The organism is Bifidobacterium pseudolongum subsp. globosum (genome assembly GCF_004155535.1).
Classification (GTDB): Bacteria; Actinomycetota; Actinomycetes; order Actinomycetales; family Bifidobacteriaceae; genus Bifidobacterium; species Bifidobacterium pseudolongum_C.
The window spans coordinates 94,896-118,466 of sequence record NZ_RYUH01000004.1; the positions used below are offsets into that span (position 1 = coordinate 94,896).

21 protein-coding genes are annotated in these 23,571 nt (G+C 65.8%); 16 read left to right on the plus strand and 5 right to left on the minus strand.

The genetic code is table 11. From position 1 onward, the window contains the following. The first annotated feature begins 136 nt into the window (after nucleotides 1-136). From dnaB to PG2093B_RS00965, 6 genes are all read left to right on the plus strand, one after another. Nucleotides 137-1,513 (plus strand): replicative DNA helicase, encoded by a 1,377-nt coding sequence (gene dnaB / locus PG2093B_RS00940; RefSeq protein ID WP_129896749.1) that lies wholly within the window; start codon nucleotides 137-139, stop codon nucleotides 1,511-1,513. 1 nt (nucleotide 1,514) lies between these two features. Further along, nucleotides 1,515-2,963, plus strand: coding sequence for a Mur ligase family protein (locus tag PG2093B_RS00945; RefSeq protein WP_129896750.1), 1,449 nt, complete (start codon nucleotides 1,515-1,517; stop codon nucleotides 2,961-2,963). 11 nt (nucleotides 2,964-2,974) lie between these two features. Continuing rightward, the gene (locus PG2093B_RS00950) at nucleotides 2,975-3,724 is read left to right on the plus strand and encodes a type 1 glutamine amidotransferase (protein WP_129896751.1); all 750 of its coding nucleotides are present in this window, start codon (nucleotides 2,975-2,977) and stop codon (nucleotides 3,722-3,724) included. A 112-nt stretch (nucleotides 3,725-3,836) separates the two neighbouring features. Next, nucleotides 3,837-4,193 carry a phasin family protein gene (locus PG2093B_RS00955; RefSeq protein ID WP_431520202.1) on the plus strand — a complete coding sequence of 119 codons (357 nt, stop codon included), beginning with the start codon at nucleotides 3,837-3,839 and terminating at the stop codon, nucleotides 4,191-4,193. 132 nt (nucleotides 4,194-4,325) lie between these two features. Further along, entirely contained in the window at nucleotides 4,326-6,359 is a 2,034-nt protein-coding gene (locus PG2093B_RS00960; RefSeq protein ID WP_129896753.1) for an ABC1 kinase family protein, read from the plus strand. Nucleotides 6,360-6,429: 70 nt separating this feature from the next. Beyond that, nucleotides 6,430-7,497 carry a glycerophosphodiester phosphodiesterase family protein gene (locus PG2093B_RS00965; RefSeq protein WP_129896754.1) on the plus strand — a complete coding sequence of 356 codons (1,068 nt, stop codon included), beginning with the start codon at nucleotides 6,430-6,432 and terminating at the stop codon, nucleotides 7,495-7,497. Between the two features lie 210 nt (nucleotides 7,498-7,707). Here the strand turns inward: PG2093B_RS00965 and upp are convergent, their stop codons facing one another. Then, nucleotides 7,708-8,349, minus strand: a complete 642-nt coding sequence (gene upp / locus PG2093B_RS00970) for a uracil phosphoribosyltransferase (RefSeq protein WP_129896755.1) — start codon at nucleotides 8,347-8,349, stop codon at nucleotides 7,708-7,710. A 216-nt stretch (nucleotides 8,350-8,565) separates the two neighbouring features. Here upp and PG2093B_RS00975 point away from each other — a divergent pair, with 216 nt between their 5' ends. Both PG2093B_RS00975 and PG2093B_RS00980 read left to right on the plus strand, forming a co-directional pair. Continuing rightward, entirely contained in the window at nucleotides 8,566-8,817 is a 252-nt protein-coding gene (locus PG2093B_RS00975) for a GlsB/YeaQ/YmgE family stress response membrane protein (protein ID WP_129896756.1), read from the plus strand. A 284-nt stretch (nucleotides 8,818-9,101) separates the two neighbouring features. Then, on the plus strand, nucleotides 9,102-10,025 hold the full coding sequence (locus PG2093B_RS00980; RefSeq protein ID WP_207214988.1) for an NAD-dependent epimerase/dehydratase family protein: 924 nt from the start codon (nucleotides 9,102-9,104) through the stop codon (nucleotides 10,023-10,025). Nucleotides 10,026-10,223: 198 nt separating this feature from the next. On the opposite strand, the gene PG2093B_RS00985 is transcribed toward PG2093B_RS00980, so the two are convergent. The 4 genes from PG2093B_RS00985 to PG2093B_RS01000 all read right to left on the minus strand — a co-directional run bounded on the left by PG2093B_RS00985 (nucleotide 10,224) and on the right by PG2093B_RS01000 (nucleotide 15,003). After that, nucleotides 10,224-10,979, minus strand: coding sequence for a hypothetical protein (locus tag PG2093B_RS00985; protein WP_129896758.1), 756 nt, complete (start codon nucleotides 10,977-10,979; stop codon nucleotides 10,224-10,226). Beyond that, nucleotides 10,969-12,024, minus strand: coding sequence for an NUDIX hydrolase (locus PG2093B_RS00990; protein WP_129896759.1), 1,056 nt, complete (start codon nucleotides 12,022-12,024; stop codon nucleotides 10,969-10,971). Before PG2093B_RS00990 ends, PG2093B_RS00985 begins: the two co-directional genes overlap by 11 nt. Before the next feature lie 82 nt (nucleotides 12,025-12,106). Next, entirely contained in the window at nucleotides 12,107-14,344 is a 2,238-nt protein-coding gene (locus tag PG2093B_RS00995; protein ID WP_129896760.1) for an RNA degradosome polyphosphate kinase, read from the minus strand. Between the two features lie 110 nt (nucleotides 14,345-14,454). Beyond that, nucleotides 14,455-15,003 (minus strand): GNAT family N-acetyltransferase, encoded by a 549-nt coding sequence (locus PG2093B_RS01000; protein ID WP_129896761.1) that lies wholly within the window; start codon nucleotides 15,001-15,003, stop codon nucleotides 14,455-14,457. 1,302 nt (nucleotides 15,004-16,305) lie between these two features. On the opposite strand from PG2093B_RS01000, the gene PG2093B_RS01010 reads away from it, so the two are divergent. The 8 genes from PG2093B_RS01010 to dnaX all read left to right on the plus strand — a co-directional run bounded on the left by PG2093B_RS01010 (nucleotide 16,306) and on the right by dnaX (nucleotide 23,547). After that, nucleotides 16,306-17,364 (plus strand): AAA family ATPase, encoded by a 1,059-nt coding sequence (locus PG2093B_RS01010; RefSeq protein WP_242502763.1) that lies wholly within the window; start codon nucleotides 16,306-16,308, stop codon nucleotides 17,362-17,364. Nucleotides 17,365-17,389: 25 nt separating this feature from the next. After that, entirely contained in the window at nucleotides 17,390-18,583 is a 1,194-nt protein-coding gene (locus PG2093B_RS01015) for a CpaF family protein (protein ID WP_431520200.1), read from the plus strand. Continuing rightward, nucleotides 18,580-19,329: a type II secretion system F family protein gene (locus PG2093B_RS01020; RefSeq protein WP_129896762.1), complete on the plus strand. Its 750-nt coding sequence runs from the start codon at nucleotides 18,580-18,582 to the stop codon at nucleotides 19,327-19,329. The genes PG2093B_RS01015 and PG2093B_RS01020 overlap by 4 nt, the downstream gene beginning before the upstream one ends. Beyond that, a complete protein-coding gene (locus PG2093B_RS01025; RefSeq protein ID WP_129896763.1) occupies nucleotides 19,326-19,910 on the plus strand; it encodes a type II secretion system F family protein in 585 nt (194 codons plus the stop codon). The genes PG2093B_RS01020 and PG2093B_RS01025 overlap by 4 nt, the downstream gene beginning before the upstream one ends. Nucleotides 19,911-20,052: 142 nt before the next feature. After that, on the plus strand, nucleotides 20,053-20,337 hold the full coding sequence (locus tag PG2093B_RS01030; protein ID WP_129896764.1) for a DUF4244 domain-containing protein: 285 nt from the start codon (nucleotides 20,053-20,055) through the stop codon (nucleotides 20,335-20,337). 38 nt (nucleotides 20,338-20,375) lie between these two features. Next, a complete protein-coding gene (locus PG2093B_RS01035) occupies nucleotides 20,376-20,741 on the plus strand; it encodes a TadE family protein (protein WP_129896765.1) in 366 nt (121 codons plus the stop codon). Next, entirely contained in the window at nucleotides 20,728-21,219 is a 492-nt protein-coding gene (locus tag PG2093B_RS01040) for an Rv3654c family TadE-like protein (protein WP_129896766.1), read from the plus strand. Before PG2093B_RS01035 ends, PG2093B_RS01040 begins: the two co-directional genes overlap by 14 nt. Before the next feature lie 45 nt (nucleotides 21,220-21,264). Beyond that, the gene (gene dnaX, locus PG2093B_RS01045) at nucleotides 21,265-23,547 is read left to right on the plus strand and encodes a DNA polymerase III subunit gamma/tau (RefSeq protein ID WP_129896767.1); all 2,283 of its coding nucleotides are present in this window, start codon (nucleotides 21,265-21,267) and stop codon (nucleotides 23,545-23,547) included. Nucleotides 23,548-23,571: the final 24 nt, after the last annotated feature.

Genomic DNA, 23,571 nt, shown 5'->3' on the forward strand with positions numbered 1-23,571 from the left:
CGCTGGAAAATGGCGGTTTATGGACAGGGGTGCACTGAACGAGCACTACCCGTAGCAGATGGAGCACTACCCGTAGCGGGGAGGGGGCGGGGCGTGCGGTTCCGTCCGTGCGGTTCCGTGGATATACTCGTGAGCTATGGCTGAAGGATTCCAGAAAACCGACATGAACGACGCCTCGCTGTTCGACCGCGTGCCCCCGCACGACGACGACGCCGAGCGCGCCGCGTTGGGCGGCATGCTCGTGAGCAAGGACGCGATCGGCGAGATCTCGCAGGCGCTCGACCCCGAGGACTTCTACCAACCGAACCACCAGACGATCTACGAGACGATCCTGGCCATGTTCAGCGCCGGCGACCCCGTGGACAGCGTGACGGTGGCCACGAAGCTCGACGAACACGGCGACCTGCAGAAAATCGGTGGCGTGAACTATCTGCACGACCTGGCATCCGAAGTACCGACGGCCGCGAACGCCCTGTATTACGCCGAAATCGTGCACCAGCGCGCGCTGCTGCGCCGCGTGATCGCCACCGGCACCAAGATCACGCAGCTCGGCTACAACGCCGGCGGCGCGCAGGCACAGGACGTGATCAACCTGGCGCAGGCCGAGGCCTACGAGATGGGCGAAGGCAAGGTGCATCAGGACTACGTGCCGCTGCGCGACGCCGTGAACACGGCGCTCGATCAGATCGACCGCATCCAGAAAGGCGAGATCGAAGCCGGCATCCCCACCGGCTTCCGCGAGATCGACGCGATGACGAAGGGCCTGCAGCCCGGCCAGATGGTGGTGGTGGCCGGCCGCCCCGCGATGGGCAAATCGACGCTCGGCGTGGACTTCGCGCGTTCGGCCGCGCTCAAGCATCACGAGCCCACCGTGATCTTCAGCCTCGAGATGAGCCGTATCGAGCTCGCGCAGCGCATCATCGCCGCAGAGACGAACATCCCGCTCGCCGCGATGCGCAACCCCGACGACATCGACCCCGGCCGCTGGAACGTGCTCAATGACTTCTATGGCAAGCTCGAGAGCGCCCCGCTGTACATCGACGATTCGCCGAACATGAGCCTCATGGAGATCCGCGCCAAGTGCCGCCGCCTCAAGCAGACGCAGGGCCTCAAGCTCGTGGTGATCGACTATCTGCAGCTCATGAGCTCGGGCAAGCAGGTGGAAAGCCGCCAGCAGGAGGTCTCCGAGTTCTCGCGCGCGCTCAAGCTGCTCGCGAAAGAGCTCGAACTGCCGGTCGTGGCGTTGAGCCAGCTCAACCGCAATTCCGAGATGCGCAACGACCGCAAGCCGCAGATCTCCGACCTGCGCGAATCCGGCTCGATCGAGCAGGACGCCGACGTGATCTTCCTGGTGCACCGCCCCGACGCCTATGATAAAGATGACAGGCCGGGCGAGGCGGACATCATCATGGCGAAGCACCGCAACGGCCCCACCGCAACGTTCCAACTCGGGTTCCAGGGCCAGTACTCGCGCTTCAGCGACATGGCCCAGAATATGCAACAGGGGGTCTGACATGACGCAAGCACCCACCGGCACACCGGCGCCGCGCGCGCCCTGGTACGCCTTCGCTACGCCCACGATCGGCAAAGGCGTGCGCTGGGCTTCGCGCATCACGCACCATGGGGGCAGCGCGTTCCCCGGCAAGGTCGTGGAACGCGTGGATCCCGGCTTCCTGCGCCGCACGCTCGCGCAGCTGCCGCTCGGTGTGGTGCTTGTCTCGGGCACCAACGGCAAGACGACCACCACGCGCATGGTCTCGATGATGCTCGAATCGTTGGGATTGCGTGTGTTCACGAATCCTACCGGCTCCAACTTCACGCGCGGCGTCGTCTCCGCGCTGTTGCAGGAGGTCTCGGCGGGCGGCGCGCTCGACGCCGACATCGCCGTGCTCGAACTCGACGAGGCCTACGCCGTGCATTTCGTGGAGCAGGTGCGCCCCGACTACGCGCTGCTGCTCAACGTGATGCGCGACCAGCTCGACCGCTTCGGCGAGATCGACAACACCGCGCGCCTGCTGTCGCGCGTCGCCGCCGCCACGACCGGCACGGTGGTGCTCAACCGCGAGGACCCGCGCATCGCCGCGCTCGCGCAGGTCGTGCCAAGCGGTGCGCGCACTGTGCACTTCGGCCTTTCGCAGGCCCTGCGCCGGTTCTTCCCAACCGACGACGACATGGCCACGACCTTCGAGCGTGACGCCGCACCGGCGTCCGCGCCCGCCGAACCGACCGCGGGTACCGTGGCCGACGTGATGCTCACCGGCGTGGGCGACCACCGTGCGCAACTGCTCATCGACGGCACGGAATACGACTCCGAGGTGCGCCTCGAAGGCGTCTACAACCTGTATAACGCGGCGGCCGCGCTCGCCGTGGTGCGCGCGGTGCAGGCTAACGTACGCAACCCGCAGGCGATTCGCGAGCGCGCCGCGCGCCTGCCCGCCAAGCGCCGCGACGGCTTCGTGATGCGCGCCCAGCGCTTCGCCGGCGCCCCGACCGACGCGCTCGTGGACGCGCTCGCGCAGGTCACGCCGGCGTTCGGACGCGGCGAGGTGATCGACGTGCAGGGTTCGCCGGTCGAACTGCTGCTGGTGAAGAACCCGATGGGGTTCCGGCTGGCGCTCGCCTCGTTCCCGCCGGCCGGCTGTAACACAATGATCTGCATCAACGACGAATACGCCGACGGCCGCGACATGAGCTGGCTGTGGGACGTCGATTTCACGAGCCTGCACGCCACCGGCGTCGACGCCGTGTCGGGCGTGCGCGCGTGGGACATGGCGCTGCGGCTCGAATACGACGGCGTGGCGGCGCGCGGCGTCAACACCGACCTCGAGCAGGCGGTGCGCGCGTTCGTGGGCATCGACCCGGGCACGCGCAAACACATCTACTGCACGTACACGGCAATGCTCGCCGTGCGTTCGATCCTGGGCACGATGGCCGACGTTGCGGACGCCGGCGTGGGCAAGTAAAGGAGTGCGTGATGGCACGGCAAATCGACATTGTCTCGCTCTACCCCAAAGACATGAACATCTACGGTGATTCGGGCAACGTGCTCACCGTGGAGCGCCGGCTCGCGCTCTACGGCTATGAGCCGCGCATCCACGCCATCAACCAGAACGACCCGTGGCCCGACCATGCCGACATCATCCTGGGCGGTGGCGGCCAGGACAACGGCCAGCGCAAGATCATCGAGGACCTGTTCCGCCGCGCCGACCTGCTGCGCTCGCTCGCGCAGGACGGCGTGCCGATGCTCATGATCTGCGGCCTCTACCAGCTGTTCGGCGAATACTTCGAGACGGTGGACGGCTCGAAGCTCGAAGGCATCTCGATCATCGGCGCGTACACGGTGGGGCGTGATGTGCGCATGATCGGCAACCTCACCGAATCGAGCGAACAATTCGGCACCATCGTGGGCTACGAGAACCATTCGGGGCAGACGTTCCTGCGCGAACATGTGCAGCCGCTAGGGCATGTGGACGCCGACGGCTGCGGCAACAACGGCGAGGACCACACCGAAGGCGCCGTGGTGAACCATGTGATCGGCACCTACATGCATGGGTCGCTGCTGCCGAAGAACCCCGCGATCAGCGACTTCCTGATTCGTGCGGCCGCCGAACGCCGCTACGGCACGTTCGCTCCCGAGCAGAACGCCGACATGCGCGACGAGCTCGCGAGGCTCGACGCGCTCGCCGAACACGCCCGGGCGGTGGCCAAGGTACGCCCACGCTGAAACCGCGCCGCGGTGCGCGGGCGGCCGGTGGTGAGCGTGTAGAGTGGGCAATGACAGTCGTTTGAACCCGGGAGGTATCATGACCGACAACAACACTTCCAACAACACTAACATGCCTGACTTCGGCGAAGGCCTGCGGAAGATCTTCCTCGCGGGCGTCGGCGCGCTCGCCGCGACCGCGGAGAAGGGCCAGGAGATCGTCAACAATCTGGTGGCCCGCGGCGAACTGACCGTCGAGCAGGGCAAGAAGCTCAACAGCGAGCTCGCGCACAAGGCCAACGAAAAGTCGGCAAGCCTCAAGGAGCAGGCGCAGGAAGCCACGCAGACCGTGCGTGACGCCGCCGCCGGCATCAAGGACCAGGTGCAGCAGACCGTCAAGTCCGTCGTCGAACCCGATGACGAGGCCGACGCCGAAGCACCCGCCGACAGCACCCCGGTCGACCCTGCGAACGCCGGCTCCGCGAAGTGAGCCGTCCCGGCGCGGCGCTCTGTGCGGCCCGCGCCGCAGCCAATCCCCGATGAGCGTGCGATGACGTGCACAAGCTCCCGATGACACGCGCCGCCCGAGCCGGTATGATCCGGGCGGCGTTTTGGTTTGCCTATGAACGAACACAATCCAGATGACCGCAGCGAGGCGCGCGAACTGCGCCGCGACGAGCGGGAGGCCGCGCGTGCGCGCCGCAGCGCGGATGAGCAGGCCGCGCATGCCGCGCGCGAACGCCGCGCGCGCGAAGACCGTGAGACCACGCGGATCATCGCGCTTGACGACGCGTTGCAGGACCAAGAGGCGGCGTCCGACGCGCCCGATGCGGCCGGGGAGCGCGACGCCCAGCTGCGCGCGCAGGCCGAGGCGCGCGAGGCGGAGCGGATCCTGCAATTGGAGGACGACGAGCGGCGGGGTGAGCAGCAGCACAGCGGTCCGGCGCGCCGCCAGCCGCTGCCCGAGGATGTGCCGCTCAACCGGCACGCCGAAGACGAGACGATCGGGCTGTTCGGCGCGCGCAAGAAGTCGTTCTCGAGCGAATACCACCTGACGCGCCGCAGCAAGGTCAAGCGCCTGCACCAGATCGGCAAGATCGCCGTGCAGTTCGACGCGCTCAAAGGCCTCACACCGGTCAAGATGCGCCTCATGTTCGAGGCACTCGGCCCCACGTTCGTCAAAGTGGGGCAGATCCTCTCGATGCGCTCCGAGATCCTGCCGCAGCCGTTCTGCGACGAACTGGCGAAACTGCGCGCCGACGCCGACCCCATGCCGTATTCGATCGTGCTCGAGACGCTCGAAAACGAATACCAGCGGCCGGTGAACGAGATCTTCGCGACGATCGATTCGACGCCGCTCGGTTCCGCCTCGCTCGCGCAGGTGCACCGCGCCACGCTGCTCACGGGCGAAGACGTGGCCGTCAAGGTGCAGCGGCCCGGCGTGCGCGAGACGATGGCCGAAGACGTGTCGATCATGCGTTCGCTCGCACGCGGCGCCACCAAGATCATGCACAACGCGCAGGTGGTGGACTTCCAGGGCGTGGTGGAAGAGCTGTGGGACACCTTCGACGAAGAGACGAACTTCCTCAACGAGGCGCGCAACCTGTGCGAATTCAAACGCTTCTGCGAGCACTATGCCTACATGGACTGCCCCACGCCGTACGTGGACCTGTGCACCGAGCATGTGGTCGTCATGGAATACATCGAGGGCATTCCGATCGCGCACACGCGCGAACTGCTCGACGACGGCTATTCGCTCAAGGAGATCGGCACGAAGCTCGTGGACAACTACGCGTCGCAGATCCTGGACGCCGGCTTCTTCCACGCCGACCCGCACCCGGGCAACATCGAGATCCGCGGCGGCAAGATCGTGCTGCTCGACCTCGGCATGACCGGCCGGCTCAACGTGTCGACGCGCGCGGCGCTCAAACAGATGCTGTTCGCGGTGGCCAAGCAGGATTCGGCGGGACTCGCCGACGCGCTGCTGCGCTTCGCCGGCACCGAGATCAACCACACCGACTACCCGTCGTTGCTCGCCGACCTGGACGGCATCATCGACGAATTCGGCACCGTGGACCTGGCGGACCTCGACCTGGCCGCATTCTTGGCACAGCTGACACAGATGGCGCGCCGCCACGGCATCGAGATCCCCAGTTCGGTCACCACGGTGGGTCGTGCGCTCGTGACGCTCGAAGGGCTGCTCGACAAGTTCATACCGAACGTCAACATGATCCAGATCATCTCGAAGCACATCGCGGCCTCGAAGACGAACGTGGAAGCGGTGACCGACGAGCTCAAGACGCTCGCCGTGGAAGGCCACGAGGCGCTGCATGGCGCGCTCAAATCGATGAGCGAGGCCAACACCGCGCTCCACATGCTCACGCGCGGCGAACTGCGCATGAACCTCGAGCTCGTCTCGTCGGAAGAGCCGATGCGCCAGCTTTCCGACATGGTCAACCGCCTGACGATGGCACTCATCGTCGTCGGCCTGTTCATCGGGTCGTCGATCGTGTATTACGCCGGCATGAAACCGATCATCTTTGGCATCCCGGTCGTGGGGTTCCTGGGCTACGTGGCCGCCTTCGTGCTCTCGATGTGGATCGTGTTCGACATCTACTCGAAGAAGCGCCAAGCCAAGCGCCGCGCCCGCAAATGACGCACGTTCGCTGACAGCAACGGCACGGGCGTGCAGTAGGCTCGGGTAGTGGAACTCCCAAGGAGGAAACATGGCCAAGACCGTACAGAAAATCCTGATCGGCGGGGCGCTCGCCGCAGGTGCCGGATTGTGGGCGATGGCGCCGCGCACGTTCGGCAACAAGCGCAAGAACTACGTGCCCACGCTGCCGCAGATCCCATACGCGCACCGCGGCCTGCACGATGCCGGCTCAGGCTTGAGCCAGCAGTACGCGGGTGAAAGCGGCGAATACATCGCGCTCGCCCGCCGCATGGCGATGCAGGCGGGCTACGGCACGCCAAACGAGCCGGGCCCGATCGCGCCGGAGAATTCGCTCGCCGCGTTCGCCGCCGCCGCGACCGCCGGCTACGGCATCGAACTCGACGTGCAGATGACGCTCGACAACCAGATCGTGGTGCTGCACGACCCCGACCTGCTGCGCGTTGCGGGAGACCCGCGCCGCGTGGCCGACCTGACGTACGACGAGCTCGTGCGTATCCCGCTGTTCCCCACGGCCGCACCGGGCGCCTATGAGTCGCCGCTGATGCCGGGGGCGAGCGCCGATGACCCGTCCGCCGTCACCACGCCGGCCACCGCGCCGAAGGGCTACTACCAGCATGTGCCGCTGCTCAGCGACGTGCTGCGCGTGGTGGACGGCCGCGTGCCGATCATCGTCGAATTCAAATTCGAAAACCCGCGTTCGTGGGGCACGCGCGACGAGGAATTCATGACGCGCGCGGCGGATCTGCTCGAGGCGTACCGCGGCCTGTATGTGGTGGAGTCGTTCAGCCCCGCCGCCATGAACTGGTACAAGACGAACCATCCGGACGTGTGCCGCGGCCAGCTCGCCGAAGACGTGCGCTTCGGCGGCGCCGACGCCGTGACATGGGCCGCAGGCAAGCTCGCGTTCAACTGGATGTCGCGCCCTGATTTTGTGGCGTACGACTACCGCAACGGCAGCAGCAAGCTGCTCGCCTTTACGCGCAAGATGGGCGCGCTCGCCGTGGCGTGGACCGTGCGCAGCTCGGCCGAACTGAGCCAGAGCATGCCGTACTTCGACCGCTACATCTTCGAGGCGTTCGTGCCGGGCGAACTGCCGGCAGCGAACATGCAGCTGTAGACTGATGCGCGCATAATGCGAGCGGGCCGCGGTGTTCACCACCACGGCCCGCTTTTGCATTGGGGACTTTTCGCTGTTTGTGCCACTGTTTTCGCCGTTATCGTCAGGCTTTTCGCTGTTTTCGTCATTTTTTGGCTGGATTCATGACCAAAACGGCGAAAACAGTGGCACAAACAGCGAAAAGCCGATCTGTGCACCAAGATGCGTGTGTCAGTCGATGACGCCGTACAGGCGGTCGCCGGCATCTCCCAGACCCGGCACGATGTAGCTCTTGTCGTTGAGGCCTTCGTCCACGCCGCAGACGACGACGCGGAACGTGATGCTCGGGTCGATGTTCTCCTCGACGAACTTGATGCCCTCGGGCGCGGCGATGATGCAGATCGCGGTGACGTCCTTGGCGCCCTTCTCGGCCAGGTAGTGGGTGGCGGCCACAAGCGTGCCGCCGGTGGCGAGCATCGGGTCGATCAGGAAGCACTGGCGGCCCGAAAGGTCGTCGGGCAGGCGGTTCGCGTAGGTGATCTGCTGGGTAGGGTGCTCTTCGTCGCGCTTCATGCCCAGGAATCCGACCTCCGCGCTCGGCATCATGCGGGTCATGCCGTCGAGCATGCCCAGTCCGGCGCGCAGCACCGGCACGATGATCGGGCGCGGCTTGGCAATCGTCTTGCCCACCATGGGGGCCACGGGCGTCTCAATAGGTTTGTCCACGACCTCAAGGTTGCGGGTGGCCTCGTAGGCTTCGAGCGTCACGAGCTCGGAGACGAGCTCGCGGAAAGTGGAGGAAGGGGTGTTTTTGTCTCGCAGTACGGTGAGCTTGTGCTCGACCAGCGGGTGATTGAGTACTTGGAGTTCCATATCTCCTAGCATAGTCCGCGCGTCAAGCGGCACGTGCTGTTCAGCGGTTGACGCACATGGGCGCGGCCGCATAGCACATTGATATGCGAAAAGCCTGCGGATTGCGCAGTCCGCCGCAACTCCTGCCCTGTGGGCGCAAATGGTCGGTGGGGCATGGCTAAGGCCCGTAGAATTGCACCATCGGCAATATGCGACTTTTCTGGAAGGAACAGAATCATGCATTGGATATGGGTATTGATCGTCGGAGCGATCATCGGCGCCATCGCAGGCGCCATCACGAACCGCAGCGGCGCAATGGGCTGGATCAGCAACATCATCGCGGGACTCGTCGGCTCGGCCGTCGGCGAGGCACTGCTTGGCGATTGGGGGCCGCAGCTCGCGGGCATGGCCATCATTCCTTCGCTTATCGGGGCGATCATCGTGGTCGCCGTCGTCTCGTTCTTCGTCATGCGGGCAAGCAGCAAGTAAGGCATCCGCCCGATGCCGCAGCCGCATCATCAAGTGGCTGCAACGTTGACATCTCGCCATCGCCGCCGGGTTTTCCGGCGGCGATGGCTTTGTGATGGGGCACGGGAACGCGAGGGGGCTTGCGCGTATCCCCGTTTTCGTGCCTTCCAATCGCTCGGGTAAATCGATTTAATCGAATGGTCAATCATGTACGCAATTCCATATCGTGGGAGGGGGCGGCTCCCGGCCGCGGCCCGTTGCTAGGCTCGTTCCTTGGTTCGGATCCAGAGGAGGAAAGGGGCGAAGTGGCACGCAGGATTCTGGTGACGGGGGGAACGGTGTTCGTGAGCAAGTACTTCGCGTCGTATTTCGGCGCGCGTGGCGACGACGTCGTGGTCCTGAATCGCAATACCAAGGAACAGTTGGAGAACGTCACGATCATCGAGGCGGACCGGCATGCGTTGGGGAGCTCGCTGTCCGGCGAGCGTTTTGACGCGGTCATCGACGTGACCGCATACAACGCACAGGATATCGATGATCTGGTGGGGGCACTTGAATCGGCTACGTTTGACGCATACGTGATGATCAGTTCAAGCGCGGTGTATCCGAAGGCGAACCTACAGCCGTTCGTAGAGAACGGCCGTCTCGGGTTGGGCTCGACACACGAGGTGTGGGGCCCGTACAGCGATGGCAAAGTCGCCGCGGAGCGCGCATTGCTCGAGCAGGTTGCAAACGCGTACATCATTCGGCCGCCGTATCTGTACGGGCCGATGAACAACGTGTACCGCGAGGCATTCGTATTCGATTGCGCCGATGCCGACCGCGCGTTCTGCCTGCCTGGCGACGGCGATATGCATCTGCAATTCTTCCATGTGCGCGACCTGTGTCGGTTCATCGATCTGGTCATCACACAGCGCCCGCAACAGCATGTGTTCAATGTGGGCAATCCCGAGTCGGTCAGTGTACGCGAATGGGTCGGTGCGTGTTACCGCGCGGCTGGCCACCCACTGCGCTGCGTGTCGGTGCGCAACGTGCCACAGCGTAGCTTCTTTCCGTTTTACGACTACCAGTACGAGCTCGATGTGCGCGCGCAATGCGAGCTCATGCCCGAGCTAACGCCGCTTGAAGAAGGATTGCGCGAATCGTACGACTGGTACCATGCCCATCGTGACGAGGTGAATGTGAAGCCATACATGCGCTTCATCGACGAGGAGCTGCACATCGCGTGACGCGCCCCGCGCACAGGAACGGATGAAGTGAGAAAGGCGAGGATTAGGAAAGAACGTCGGACCGCGAAAGCGCCATGTCGGCGCAAAGGCCGCTCGCAGCGGCAAAAAATGGAGCCCGGGGCTATGCACGGCCCGACGCGTCTTACATTGTACATGACTTGCGCGCGCGTGGCCACCATGCCGGTGTAGCGCGCGCCGCTATTCCAGCTGGCCGCGGCGCCACAGGTGCGCGCCGGCACGCAGGTCCTTCGCGGTCGTCTGCAGATTCGCCGCGGTGTGCAGCAGGCGCGCCGCCTGCCCGCGCAGCGTGTGGATCTCTTCCGTGGTGCCGACGACGGGGGAGTCGACGTCGGCCATCGCCGCGGCGCGCGCGGTCATGCGCTTCGCCTCGACGCGCAGGCCGAGCACCACGACGTCGACGAACGTGGAGGCGCGTTCGAGCGCCACGGCGAAGTCACCACGGAACGCGCCGGTGAGGATCGAATCCGCCGTGCGCGCGATGTCGTCCTCGGTCGGTGCGGCGTCGACGCCGGCGATCGCGCTCGCGGACGTGGCGATCGGCTCGCCAAGGCGCCACAGCCGCGCGATCGCGTCGCGCTGGCGACGCATCCACGTGCGCAGCAGGTACAGGCGCCACAGCACTCCCGGTAGCGAATCGGGCTCGGCGTGGCTCCATAGCTCCGCGATCACGTCCACGCCTTCGTGGTCCACGAGTGTGAGCGTACGTTCGACGACGGCGGGGTCGTCGGTCCTGTGCACGTGGCTGAGCAACGCCCAGGCCGTGGCGTGGCCCATTTCGCTCAGTTGCTCTGGATCCACGCCGCCCGCGATGTTCTCGGCGATGGCCTGGTCGAGCTGGCCGGGCCGTGCCGGGCGCGGGGACCCGGTATGCGTGAACGAGGTACGGCTCGCGATCACGGAGCCGTTGCCGAACTGCGGTGTGTTAGTAGACAATCGGTGCCACTTTCTGGATGTCGATGATGCGGGGAGTCCCTGGGCCGCCCGTCACAAACAGCGCGAGCGCGGTGCCGGTGGGCATGTACGGGGATTTGGCGATGAGCCGTTTGGTCAGGGATTTGCACGAGCACAGCGGGCGCAGCTGCTCGAAGACGCCGCCGATGACGGGGCGATGCATGCAGATCGCCGTCGTCGCGCCGCCGGTGAGCGCACGGTCGATCTGCTCGCGGAACGCGGCCCACGCGGCGGCCGGATCGGCGGCGAACGCGTCTTCGGTCAGCTCGGGGATGAGCTCCACGGGTAATCCAGTCTGCCATGCGAGCATCTGCATGGTTTGCTGGCAGCGAATCCAAGGGGATGTGGTGAGTCTGGCGGGGGCGTAGCAGGCGAGTTCGCGGTCGAGCGCGTAGGCGGCCGCCGCGCCTTTCGGCGTGATCGGGCGCGCGGGGTCGGTGCCTTTCCACAGTTTGCGCGGCTCGGCCTTGGCGTGCCGTACGAGCAGGATGGCGCGCGCGTGGTGGGCGTTCTCCTGCAGGCGGTCCACGAACCACGCGAGCACGTCTTTGTCGGTCGAATGGGTGAGTTGCTTGCGCGCCTCGGCGATCGTGAGCCAACGCATGTCGCTGATCTCGCCCACGTCGGCGCGGTGCACGGGGCCGAACGCGGTGGCCATGCGGCGCGCCCGCGTGTCACTGATCACCGTGGCCATCCAATAGACTACATGCTTGGTCTGCGTGTCGGTGTTGCCGTTGCGGTTGCCTTGCGCGCCAGCATGGCGTTTTTTGCGGCCTTCGTCGGCGAGCGGGTATTCCACCTCGCCCAGGAACGGGCCGAGCGCCACATGGCAACCGGTCTCCTCGCCGATTTCGCGCACGGCCGCATGGCGGTGGGATTCGTTGAGTTCCAGTTTGCCTTTCGGCCAACTCCAATCGTCGTATTTGGGCCGGTGCACCACGCACACTTCGATGTCGCCATCCGGCGCGCCTTCACGCGTGCGATAAAGGATGCCACCTGCCGCTTCGACGATTCTGCGTTTGCTCATGGTTCCCCATTGTAGGAGCTTGTGCGGGGAATGCGCGCGGGGCCGCCCGCGTGCGTGCGGACGGCCCCGGCGAGGTGTGGGATCAGCGGTGCGGGTTGGGCCTGCGCTGGTGTTTGCGGATCAGGTACTCCTGGCTGTCCACGAGCGGGCGGCCCTCCTCGTCCTTCGAGTGGCGCACATACGTGCCGTCGGGCTCCATGTGCCACGACGACGTGGTGTCGGCCATCTGCAGGTCGATGTACTTGATCAGTTCGTCGATCTGCTCGGGCGCGGTGATGCGCACAAGCGCCTCCACGCGGCGGTCGAGGTTGCGGTGCATCAGGTCGGCGGAACCAATCCACACCTCCGGGCCGGCGATCGGGCCTTCGCCGATCTGCGGGCCGTCGGAATTCGCGAACGCGTAGATGCGGCTGTGCTCAAGGAACCGGCCGAGGATCGAGCGCACGCGGATGTTCTCGGACAGGCCCGGCACGCCCGGCTTGAGCGAGCAGATGCCGCGCTCGACGATGTCGATCTTCACGCCGGCCTGGCTCGCGCGGTACAGCGCGTCGATCGTCTTCTCGTCGACGATCGAGTTCACCTTGATCTTGATCCACGCTTCCTTGCCGGCGCGTGCGGCGTCCTCCTCGCGGCGGATGCGCTGAATCAGCCCGGAGCGGACCGTGCGCGGCGCGACGAGCAGGCGGTGGAAGCTCGACTTCGGCGCGTAGCCGCTCAGCTGATTGAACAGGCGCGTCATGTCCTGGCCCACCACGGGGTCGCACGTGAGCAGGCCGAGGTCGGTGTACTGGCGCGCGGTCTTCGGGTTGTAATTGCCGGTGCCCACATGGCAGTAGCGCTTGAGGCCGTCCGCCTCTTGGCGCACCACGAGCGAGAGCTTGCAGTGCGTCTTGAGGCCCACGATGCCGTAGACCACGTGCACGCCCGCGCGCTCGAGCTTGCGCGCCCACGCGATGTTCGCGTCCTCGTCGAAGCGCGCCTTGAGCTCGACGAGCGCGAGCACCTGCTTGCCCGCGTGCGCGGCGTCGATGAGCGCGTCGATGATCGGCGAATTGCTCGACGTGCGGTAGAGCGTCTGCTTGATCGCGAGCACCTTCGGATCGGCCGCGGCCTGCGCGAGGAACGCCTGCACCGAGGTGGAGAACGAGTCATAGGGGTGGTGCAGCAGGATGTCGCGCTCGCGGATCGCCGCGAAGATGTCCTGCGCGCGGCTCGTCTCCACTTGAGCGATCTGACGGTTTGTCGTCGGTACGAACGGGCGGAACTTGAGGTCCGGCCGGTCGATGCCGCCGAGCTCGAACAGCACGGTCGCGTCGAGCGGGGCGGGCAGGCGGTAGACCTCGTCCGGCGTCACGCCCATCTGGTCGGCGAGCAGCTGGGAGAGGAACGGCGAGGTCTCGTCGGAGATCTCCAGGCGGATCGGCGGCCCGAAGCGGCGGCGCAGCAGCTCCTTCTCGATCGCGTTGAGCAGGTTCTCGGCGTCGTCCTCCTCGACCTCGATGTCCTCGTTGCGCGTCACGCGGAACGAGCGCGCCTCCTTGATGATCATGCCCGGGAACAGCGACTCCAGATGCGCGATGATGAGGTTCTCCATCGTGATGAAGCCGTAGCGCACCTCGTCGGCCTCGTCTTCGGTCATGTCGTCGACCGGCACGAGGCGGTTGATGTTGTCGGGGATCTTCACGCGCGCGAAGTGCGATTTGCCCGAAGCCGGGTTCTCCACGAGTACGGCCAGGTTGATCGAGTTGCCCGAGATGTACGGGAAGGGGTGCGCGGGGTCCACGGCGAGCGGGGTGAGCACGGGGAACACCTGCTGGCGGAAGTACTTCGAGAGGCGCTCCTGCTCGGCGATCGTCAGCTTGTCCCAGCCCAACAGCTTGATGTTCTCCTTCGCCAGGTCGGGCAGGATGTGGTCCACCACGTAGTGCGCGTGCTCGTCCTGCAGGCGGTGGGCCTGCTCGCTGATCGCGCGCATCTGCTGGCGCGGGCTCAGGCCCGACGGGCTCGTGACGGCGATACCGGTGTCGATGCGGCGCTTGAGGCCGGCCACGCGGACCATGAAGAACTCGTCGAGGTTGCTCGCGAAAATCGCGGCGAACGTGGCACGCTCGATGATCGGGATGTCTTCGTCCTGCGCCAGTTCGAGCACACGCTTGTTGAACTTGAGCCAGCTCAGCTCACGGTCGAAGAAGCGGTCCTTCGGCAGCGGCTGCTCTCCATTGAGCGCCTCGCGCTTGTCGGATTTGTCGGTCTCTGCGATGTGCTCGGCAATCTGGCTGCGCAGTATCGCCTTTGATGGTGCGTCAAAAATCTGTGTCATGCACACTACTTTAGGGCCTTGAATCCGAAAAATCACTGAAAACGGCGAAAACTTTGCTTTTTATTCAAGTTCCGCGGTGTTGTATAGGGGGCGGTGGGCTGGCATTGTGCTCAGGTCAGGTACTGGTAATCTGCATACTCCACAACGCCGCTGATGTGGCACAATGCGCCTTCGGCCAGTTCCTTCACCATGAGGCATTCCGGGGAAGGCAGGGCAACGGTGTTGCCTGCGACGATTCCCAGGTCATGGGAAGTGCGGAAGCCCCGCGCCTTGTAGTTGCGCGGATCGCCCTCCACGATAACGGCTTTGAAGCCCATTTCCGCGGCCCTACGGAACCCGAATTCGATGATGTCTTTGGAAACATGCTGTCTTTGGCGATCGGTCTTTACTGCGACAGGCGCCAGCAGCAACAGTTCATCTTCATATTTCCCTTCCAGGTGGAACCTCGAGAACATGGCATAGCCTATGATGCCGCCGAGTTCGTCCAGCATCATGAGTTCCAGTTCTGGCAGATAGAACCGTTTGCGTCGAATTTCAAGAACGAGCTGTCGGACGGTATGCGCGGATTCCCTTCCCTCTGAATCCGTGAACACGTCTTCGACAAACCGCGCGGATTCATCCAGATGCGAGCTGTCCATCGGCGTGATGAATCTTCCCATTCCTGCTCTCTTCTCTTTGTTGATTCTTTATTGATGGGGTAAGGGCGGTGTAAGGCTTGTTGTCTGCTCATGGTATGCGTTTTATTCGACTGTATCGGTTATGAGACTGGGCTCGGGGGGGCGAATCTCGCGCGGGCATCGTGCAATCGTGAGGGTTCTTTGCTCCGTGCAGAGGATTGTGTCAGCATCATGGCGTTTGTCTGTGGGCTCCAGCCGAATGTCATGATGGGTGATCTGGTGCGGCGGCGGGAACAGTATGTACGACACGCCGTGCAGTGCCGCATAACGTGTTTGAATGAACATTTTGGGCAGGTTCTGCGCGCAAAATGGCACATTGCGATGTGCGTTTAGGTAGTTGAGTGAACAAAATGGAGAATTAGTGAACATTGGCTGAATCGAGTTGCGGAATGGCGAATAGCGAGCATAATTGCAAGTACAAGAACAACTGAATAGCAGACCCACAAAAAGTATATGATCAGCAAGATTATTACGTTGAGCGGGTATTGGAAAGACTTACCGTTGCAACGATGAGGTTGTGCAGAGATTCTGCGCAGTTGGACTTGTAGGGAAGGCCCACAATAGCGTGGGCCTTCCCTTTTTTGTGCTTGAGCGGTAAAATAATGCGAATGAAATAAGGTAGTCAATAGGTGTCCCACCTCGTATGACTGTTGGTGTCTATGCTCCGCCACGAACTGCTGTCTGCGTTGCTGTGCGCGACCGTTGGTGTCTGGGGCTAGACACCAACGGTCGCCGATCGTGATCTATATGGCTGTTGGTGTCTAGGGGCTAGACGCCAACTGTTGCCGATCGTGACCTATATGGCTGTTGGTGTCTGACCATCGACACCCATGACCATTCCACTGCCGTGCACGGCGAATCCGATGTGCTTATACCAATCCGACGTGCTTATACCACTGCATTCGCTCAGGAGAGCCCCTTCTCTGCTACGGGTAGTGTTCTTTGTGCTACGGGTAGTGCTTCCGCGCCTGATTCCCAGCTACAAACGTTGGAAAATGGGGGTTTGTAGGGAGGGGCGATCTGGGAAAGCACTACCCGTAGCAAAAGAAGCACTACCCGTAGCGATACAAGGGGCACAGTTGGCACCCTGGGTTCGCACTGCGGCGCACATGATCGCGTCGGCACGGCAAACGATGGTGTAGATGAGACAGCTGGCGGTGGGCGACATTGTCGGTGGTGCCGATGACACAACTGACAATGTGGATAAGTGTGGATAGTCGACCGTCCGACCACATAGGCCAGCACAGTTTGGCCCGCACTGCGCGCATGCCGTTCAATCGAACCATGAATACAGCAGTAATGCCCTTGGGCAACATCCAGACACCGTTCGCACACCGCGATACCGCGCAATCGCCCGGCAGTCGCCGCACGACGCTCGAACCGCAGCGGTTCTACGTGCCGCACCAACAGGAGCCCGCGCGCGCCGCATCCCGCTCGGGTGTGGGCGTGCGCTGGGCGCCGGTCGCGCCGGCGCATGAGGCGCTCGCCGATCCGGCGCCCGAGCGCGAGTGCGTGACGGTCGCCGGACGCAACGTCATCACATGCACGTCCGCGAGCGGCGGCATCGGCACCACGCTCACGGCGGCGATCCTGGCGCAGCAGCTCGCCAAGCGCCATGCGTCCACTGCGCTCGTCGATGCCGACCTGCGTGTGGCCGGCGGTGGCCTCGACGTGATGCTCGGCTTGGAGCATGAGCGCGGGGTGCGGTGGCACGACGTGCACGCGCCGCTCGGCCAGCTCAACGGCCCCGCGTTGCAGCGCAAGCTGCCGAAGTGGAAGGGCGTGTCCGTCCTTTCGCACAATCCGTGGCAGGGCGAGGCGCCGGACTGGTGGGAAGTGCAGGCGGCGGTGCAGGCGCTCGCGCAGGAAGACGATGCGGTTGTCGTGGACGCCGGCCGCGGCGAGATGATCGAACAGGTCGCCACGCTTGTGGAGGCCTCGCACATTGTGTTCGTCGAACTTTCGGTGCTGGGGCTCGCCCGCGCGCAGATGCACATCGAATGGCTGGAGCAGGTCGGTCTGAACAGTGTGGAGCAGCGCCACACCCCACCCGGCATTGGGCAGGAAGTACGCCCGATGGCGGCGGTGCCGGGGCAGATCGTGGCGGTCGTGGGCGTCGAGCCGCGCGGCACGATACGCGAGCGCGGCATGGTCATGCCCGACGATGCCACGTCGTATCTGGGGCGCGATGTGCTTGGCACGCTGCGCGCGGACGGGCATCTGTGCGGCGACGTGCTGGAAGGGATTGGCGTGCGCGCGGTGCCACGCAGGAACCGCGCGGTCATCGATGAGCTGACGTCGATCGCGGAGCATGCCTGCGCGCTCGACGGCCGGCGTGACTGAGGCGTGCGAAAGGTGGATGATGGCGATGGGACATACAGCAGTGGCGCGCACGGCGGTACAGCGCACGGGCGCGATGACACCCGAACATGGCTGGCATATGGTGCCGGCGGGAGCACAGGAATCCACACAAGCAGCTGTGCGGTCGGGCGCGCAGCGGTCCGCGCCAACACTCGCGCAGCAAACCGCGCCACAGTCTGCGACGGCGTTGCAGCTCGGCCCGCTCGAGCGGTTCGCGCGCGACGGCACCGTGACCGATGTGGTGGTGACGTGCGACGGCACGGTGTGGATCGACTGCGGGCGCGGCATGCAGCTTGCGCACACCGCGATCCCGTTGCACGACCCGCATGTGCTGCGCGATTTCGCCGTGCGGCTGTGCGCCCAACTGGGCTGCCGGCTCGACGAATCACGCCCGATCGCCGACGCGAGCGCCCCGGACGGCACGCGCGTGCACGCGGTCGTCGCGCCGATTGTGCCGCATGGCGCGTCGATTTCGATCCGCTTCCCCGACCGCGTGTCGCCCGACTTGGAAGTGCTGGCGCGGTTGGGCATGTGCCCCGCGCCGTGGGTGCCGTTGTTGCGGCTGTTGGTGCAGGGCCGCGCGAATGTGCTCATCACCGGCGGCACCGGCGTGGGCAAGACGACGCTGCTCAAGGCGCTGCTGGCCTGTTGTGCGCCCCAGGAGCGCATCGTCACGGTCGAGGAGGTGCGCGAACTGCACGCCGTGCCGCACGCGCACACGGTGTCGCTTGTGGCGCGCGCGGCGAACGTCGAAGGCAAGGGCGCGGTGGGGCTGCCCGACCTTGTCAAGGCGACGCTGCGCATGCGGCCCGACCGTGTGGTGGTCGGTGAATGCCGCGGCGAAGAGGTAGCTGATCTGTTGCGGGCGTTGAATTCGGGGCACCGGGGGTCGTTCACCACGGTGCACGCGGATTCGGTGGCGCGTGTGCCGGGCCGGCTCATCGCCTTGGGTCTGCTTGCGGGGCTCGAACCGCGCGCGACGGCGATGCTGGCGGACGGCGCGTTCGACGTGCTGCTGCACTTGGAACGGGGCTCGCAATGCCGGCGCATCGCGCAGATCGGCATGGTGCAATGCGTGGACGGCCGCCTGCGCGGGCGCGTGGTGGCGCAGTGGAGTGGCACGGGCAATGCGGTGGCCGGTGAGGCGTGGAGTGATTTCGTCGCGCAGTGGAAGACGCGCGGGGCTGGAGGCGGGGCATGAACCGGTTGGCGTGGTGGGCGGCGCTGTGCGTGGGCGCCGCTGTATGGCTGTGCATGCGTGCGCCGCACGCGCGGCTGCGGGATGCGCACGATGCGCCGGGTGTGCGCGCCGACGAAGCGCGCGCTGATTCGGGCAATCAGGGGGTGAGCGTGGCGCTCGCGGGCGTCGTCGCCTCGTTGCAGGGCGGTGCCGGCGTGCTCGAGGCGCTGTGCCGTCAATTCGAGGTGCCGCAACTGCACGTCCGTGCCCGCGCCTCGCCGCTGACCAGTCCGTGCAGCGAACTGCCGCACGGGCTCGTGGCGCACGCAGCGGTGACGGACGCCAACGGCGACTGCGACGCCGAGGCAATAGCAGTGTTGCTGCAGGCGCACAGGCTCGCGGAGGAGACCGATGCGCAGATTCGCGCCGCCGCACACGGCATATGCGCGGCATATGGGGTGAGTCGCCGGCTCGGTTGCCCGGCCGCGCGCTGTTTCGACGCGGTGCGTGAATCATACGCGCGTCTGCGGCTGCGCGAAGACCTCAAGCGCAACGCGTTCGCCGTGCCGCGCTCCACGGTGCGCATGCTCATGGGGCTTCCGGCCGTCACGGTGGCGTTGGGTGAATTGCTCGGCGCGCATCCCCTCGGCGTGCTGTTCGGTTCGGTGCAGGGGGTGTGCTGCCTGCTGCTCGGCTCCGTCTGCTATGCCGTGGGCGCCACGTGGATGCATCGGCTGATGCTCGCGATGATCGGCGCACCGCCATGATCGCGCTGACGGGGCCGGCATGGATGGTGGTGGCCGCGTGCTGCGCGGCGGCGGCCGTATGGTGGCTGCCCGCGCCGCCCGTGCGGCTGCAGGACGTGCGCGCCGGCGCGCCCCGTGATGACGACTGGGAGCCTTCGGGCACCTTGGTGATCGCGCTCGTCATCGCGGCGCTTGAGCAAGGCGCATCGATTCCCGCCGCACTGCGCACCGTGGGCACCTGCTGCGGCCCCGCGTGCGCCAACGCTCTCGCCGCCGTGGCCGGTGCACTCGAGCGGGGCGTGCCGTGGGACGACGCCTGGAGTGTGGCAAGCGCGCTCGTGGACGAGCCGGGCACGCGCGGCCTGGCCGCCGTGCTGCACACGCTCGACGACGCGCTGCGCTCGCCGTGGCTAGACGGCTCGGCGGCCGTGCCGCGGTTGCGCGCCGCCGCCGAACAATTGGACTCACTCGAGCGCATGCGCATCGAGCGCGCGGCTTCCACGCTTTCGGTGCGGCTGCTGCTGCCGATGGGCCTATGTTTTCTGCCGGCGTTCCTGTGCATCGCCGTGGTGCCGACGATCATGTCGTTTGTGCAGGGCTGAAGGAATGTGGATAACTGACCGTCCGACCACATGCCCCCGTCGGGCTGGACGCGCAGACGCACATGGCGCACAGTGGACCCACGCCCCGCAACAGGGGCGCCATACAACCGAATACAGAACACCTTGAGGAATGGAGTGCATCATGAACGAACTCACCGCCATCAATGGAGATGGCTTCGCAACCCGCCACAGCTTCGTCGGCGGGGTCGGGGATTGGGCGGCCCGTGCGCAGCGCGCGGCCGTCATGCTCGACGCACGCTGGCGCACGTTGGCCGCCGAGCCGGAGGAAGGCGCCGCCACGGCCGAATACGCTGTGGTGCTTGTGGCGGCCACCGGCTTTGCAGCCATACTCGTGGCATTGCTCAAATCAGACACCATCAAGACGCTCTTGACGAACATCGTCAAGAAGGCGCTGAGTGTCGCCTAGCGATGCGCGGCACCAACGGCGCCGGTGCCGTGCGGCACATGGCGCAACGTCTTGGACGCTGGCTCCGGGCGCACGACGAGGGGGCGGCCACCGCGGAATTCGCGGTGGTCCTCCCCGCCGTGGTGGTCATGCTCGCCCTGCTGCTCTACACGGCCCGCGCGTGTGTCGTGCAGTTGGAATGCCAGGATGCGGCGGCCGCCGTGGCGCGCCAGCTCGTGGTGCTCGACGGTGACGTCGCCGCAGCGCGCGCCTCGGCAGGCGCCGGCGCGCATGTCGCGGTGACAGGCGAAGCGGACCGGTACGTCGTGACCACAACGTGCAGGGTCGTGTCCGATCCGCTGCACGTGATTCCCGGCAGTGTGCACGGCAATGCAGTGGGGGTGAAACAGGATGGACAGGCATAGCATCGGCAGCGCCGTGCGGCGCATGCGCGACAAGTTCTCCGCGCATGACGCGGGCAGCGCCACGATGGCCGGCGTGGCGCTCGTGTGCGCGGCGGCCCTGCTGCTCAGCCTGATCGCTGCCGGCGGCAACATCGTGCTGCGGCGCGGGCAGGCGCGCACAGTGGCCGATCTGGCCGCGGTCGGCGCGGCGCAGGCGCTGTGGTACGGCGAAACGGAAACGCCGTGCGTTCTCGCTGGGCATATCGCCAGCGCGAACGGCGGCGCAATCGAGTCCTGCATGGTGGATGGTGACGACGTGCAGGTGCGTGCGCGTGTGGCCACACAAGTGCCGTTCGTACGGCATGTCACGGCGCAGGCGCGCGCCGGCCCGCGCCCATGCGCCACCACGGGAGCCGTGCAACACGCGCAGGCAACGGGGCATTCCGCGTGCACAGGTGCGCGCCCGCGCCCCACACGGGTGATGCAGCCTGTATTTTAGTAGCAGCACTACGCGAATCATCGCGAGAAGGAAACAGGGCACATTATGGCATTAGCGTTATATCGTCGGTACCGTCCAGACACGTTCGCGGGCGTTATCGGGCAGGATCAGGTGACCGTGCCGCTCATGCGCGCGCTCGACGAACACAAGCTCACGCATGCGTATCTGTTCTCGGGCCCGCGCGGCTGCGGCAAGACGAGCTCGGCGCGCATCCTGGCGCGCTGCGTCAACTGCGCGGAAGGCCCCACGTCGCAGCCGTGCGGCGTCTGCGAAAGCTGCCGTGACCTGGCGACCGGAGGCCCCGGTTCGATCGACGTGGTGGAGATCGACGCCGCGAGCCACAACGGCGTGGACGACGCGCGCGAACTGCGCGAACGCGCGGGGTTCGCGCCGGCGCGCGACCGCTACAAGATCTTCATCCTCGACGAGGCGCACATGGTGACCCAGCAGGGGTTCAACGCGCTGCTCAAGATCGTGGAGGAGCCGCCGGAGCATGTGATGTTCATCTTCGCCACGACCGAGCCCGAAAAGGTGATCGGCACGATCCGCTCGCGCACGCACCATTACCCGTTCCGCCTGGTGCCGCCCGAGGTGATGGGGCCGTACCTTGAGGAGATCTGCGAACATGAGCAGATCGAGGCCGAGCCCGGTGTGCTGCGCCTGGCGATGCGCGCGGGCGGTGGTTCGGTGCGCGACACGCTTTCGGTGCTCGACCAGCTCATGGTGGGCGCGGTGGACGGCGAGATCTCGTATGACGCCGCTGTGGCGCTGCTCGGTTTCACGCCCGACGTGCTGATCGGCACAGCGATCGACGCGATCATCGACCACGACGGCGCGAAGCTGTACGACGTGATCCAGAAGGTGATCGTCGGCGGGTTCGACGCGCGCCGCTTTGTGGAGGACCTGTTGGCGCGCACGCGCGACCTGCTCGTGCTCACACTCGGCGGCGACCAAGCCGAACGCGTGCTGAGCGACGACGCCGCGGTCGAGGACCTCGAGCAACTGCATAGGCAGGCCAAGGCGCTGGGTTTGCCGACGCTCACGGCCATGGCCGAGACGATGGACGACGCGCTCGTGCATATGGCCGGCGCGATCTCACCACGCATGCGGCTCGAATTGCTCGCCGCGAAATTGCTCGCCGGCCGCGAGACCGGCTATGCGGCGATCAACACGCCCGCCAAGGCGACCGCCGACGATCCCACGAAACCCGCGCCGCACGGCGGCTTCATCGCCAATCAGGCCAAGGTCCAACAGCAGCCGGCGCCTGCGCAAGCAGCACAGCAGACGGCGCCCGCGCAGTCCACCACGCAGCCGGCGGCCCAACCGCACGCCGTGCCTGAGCCGGCCACCGCACCCGCCTGGCCCGACATGGCGGCCCGCACGCCTGCCCAGTCCACACCATCCACGCAGGCCGCCGCCCAACCCGACGGCAGCCCCGACGAGCGTTGGGACGCGTTGGTGCGCGGCCTGCCCTCGGATGTGCGTGCATACGTGGACCGCACCAAGGTGCCGCGCATCAACCTTGCGCAGGACCCGCGCACCGGCCGCTCGCGACTGTGGATCAAGTTCGACACCCCGATGAGCAAATACGCGTTCGCGCTCGCCGTCAGTGCCGAAAGCGTGGACGGCACCACGAAGGTCGTGGATATTCTGCGCGCCCAAGTGCGCCGCGTGTTCGGCCCGCAGGTGGCGCTCGCACCGACCGAGAAAATGGCCGACGGCCAGGTGGCGCCGCCGCTGAGCAAACTGCCGGCCGACCAGCAGCAGCGCATCAAAGCGCAGCTGCTGGCCGGCAGCCTGCAGTCGCAGATCGCAGGGCGTGCGGAACGCGAACCCAGCGAGCACAGCGCTGCGGCCGGCGAGGCGACGTCGGACGCCGACGCCGTGCACCGAGCCGCGCCCGCGCAATCTGCACCCGCTGCCTCGGCCGCGGCGCCCGCGCTCGACGACATCGACCCGTGGGCGTACCCGGAAGACGAGCAGACGCACATCGACTTCGACCGCGTCTCGTCGTTCGAACAGCAGGCGGCGCAGGCGCGCGCTGCCAAGCCCGACGACCCGTGGCAGCGCATGCCGGGGGAGTCGGCGCCGGGCCGTGCGCCTGCGCAGCCCGAGGCCGCCGAGCCTGTGCAGCCCGAGCCTGCGCCACAGGTGGATCCGGATGAGGACGAGTATTCGATGACCGACGAATCCATCAGCACGTCGATGATGATGGATCTGGACGCCGTCAAGGAATTATTCGACGTCAAGTCTGTTGAGGATTTCAGCGCCGACGACCCGAAGAACCCGCGCAACCTGCAGGCGCAGAAACACCACGACGAGCACTGACCGGCGCATACGACTAGGAGGATC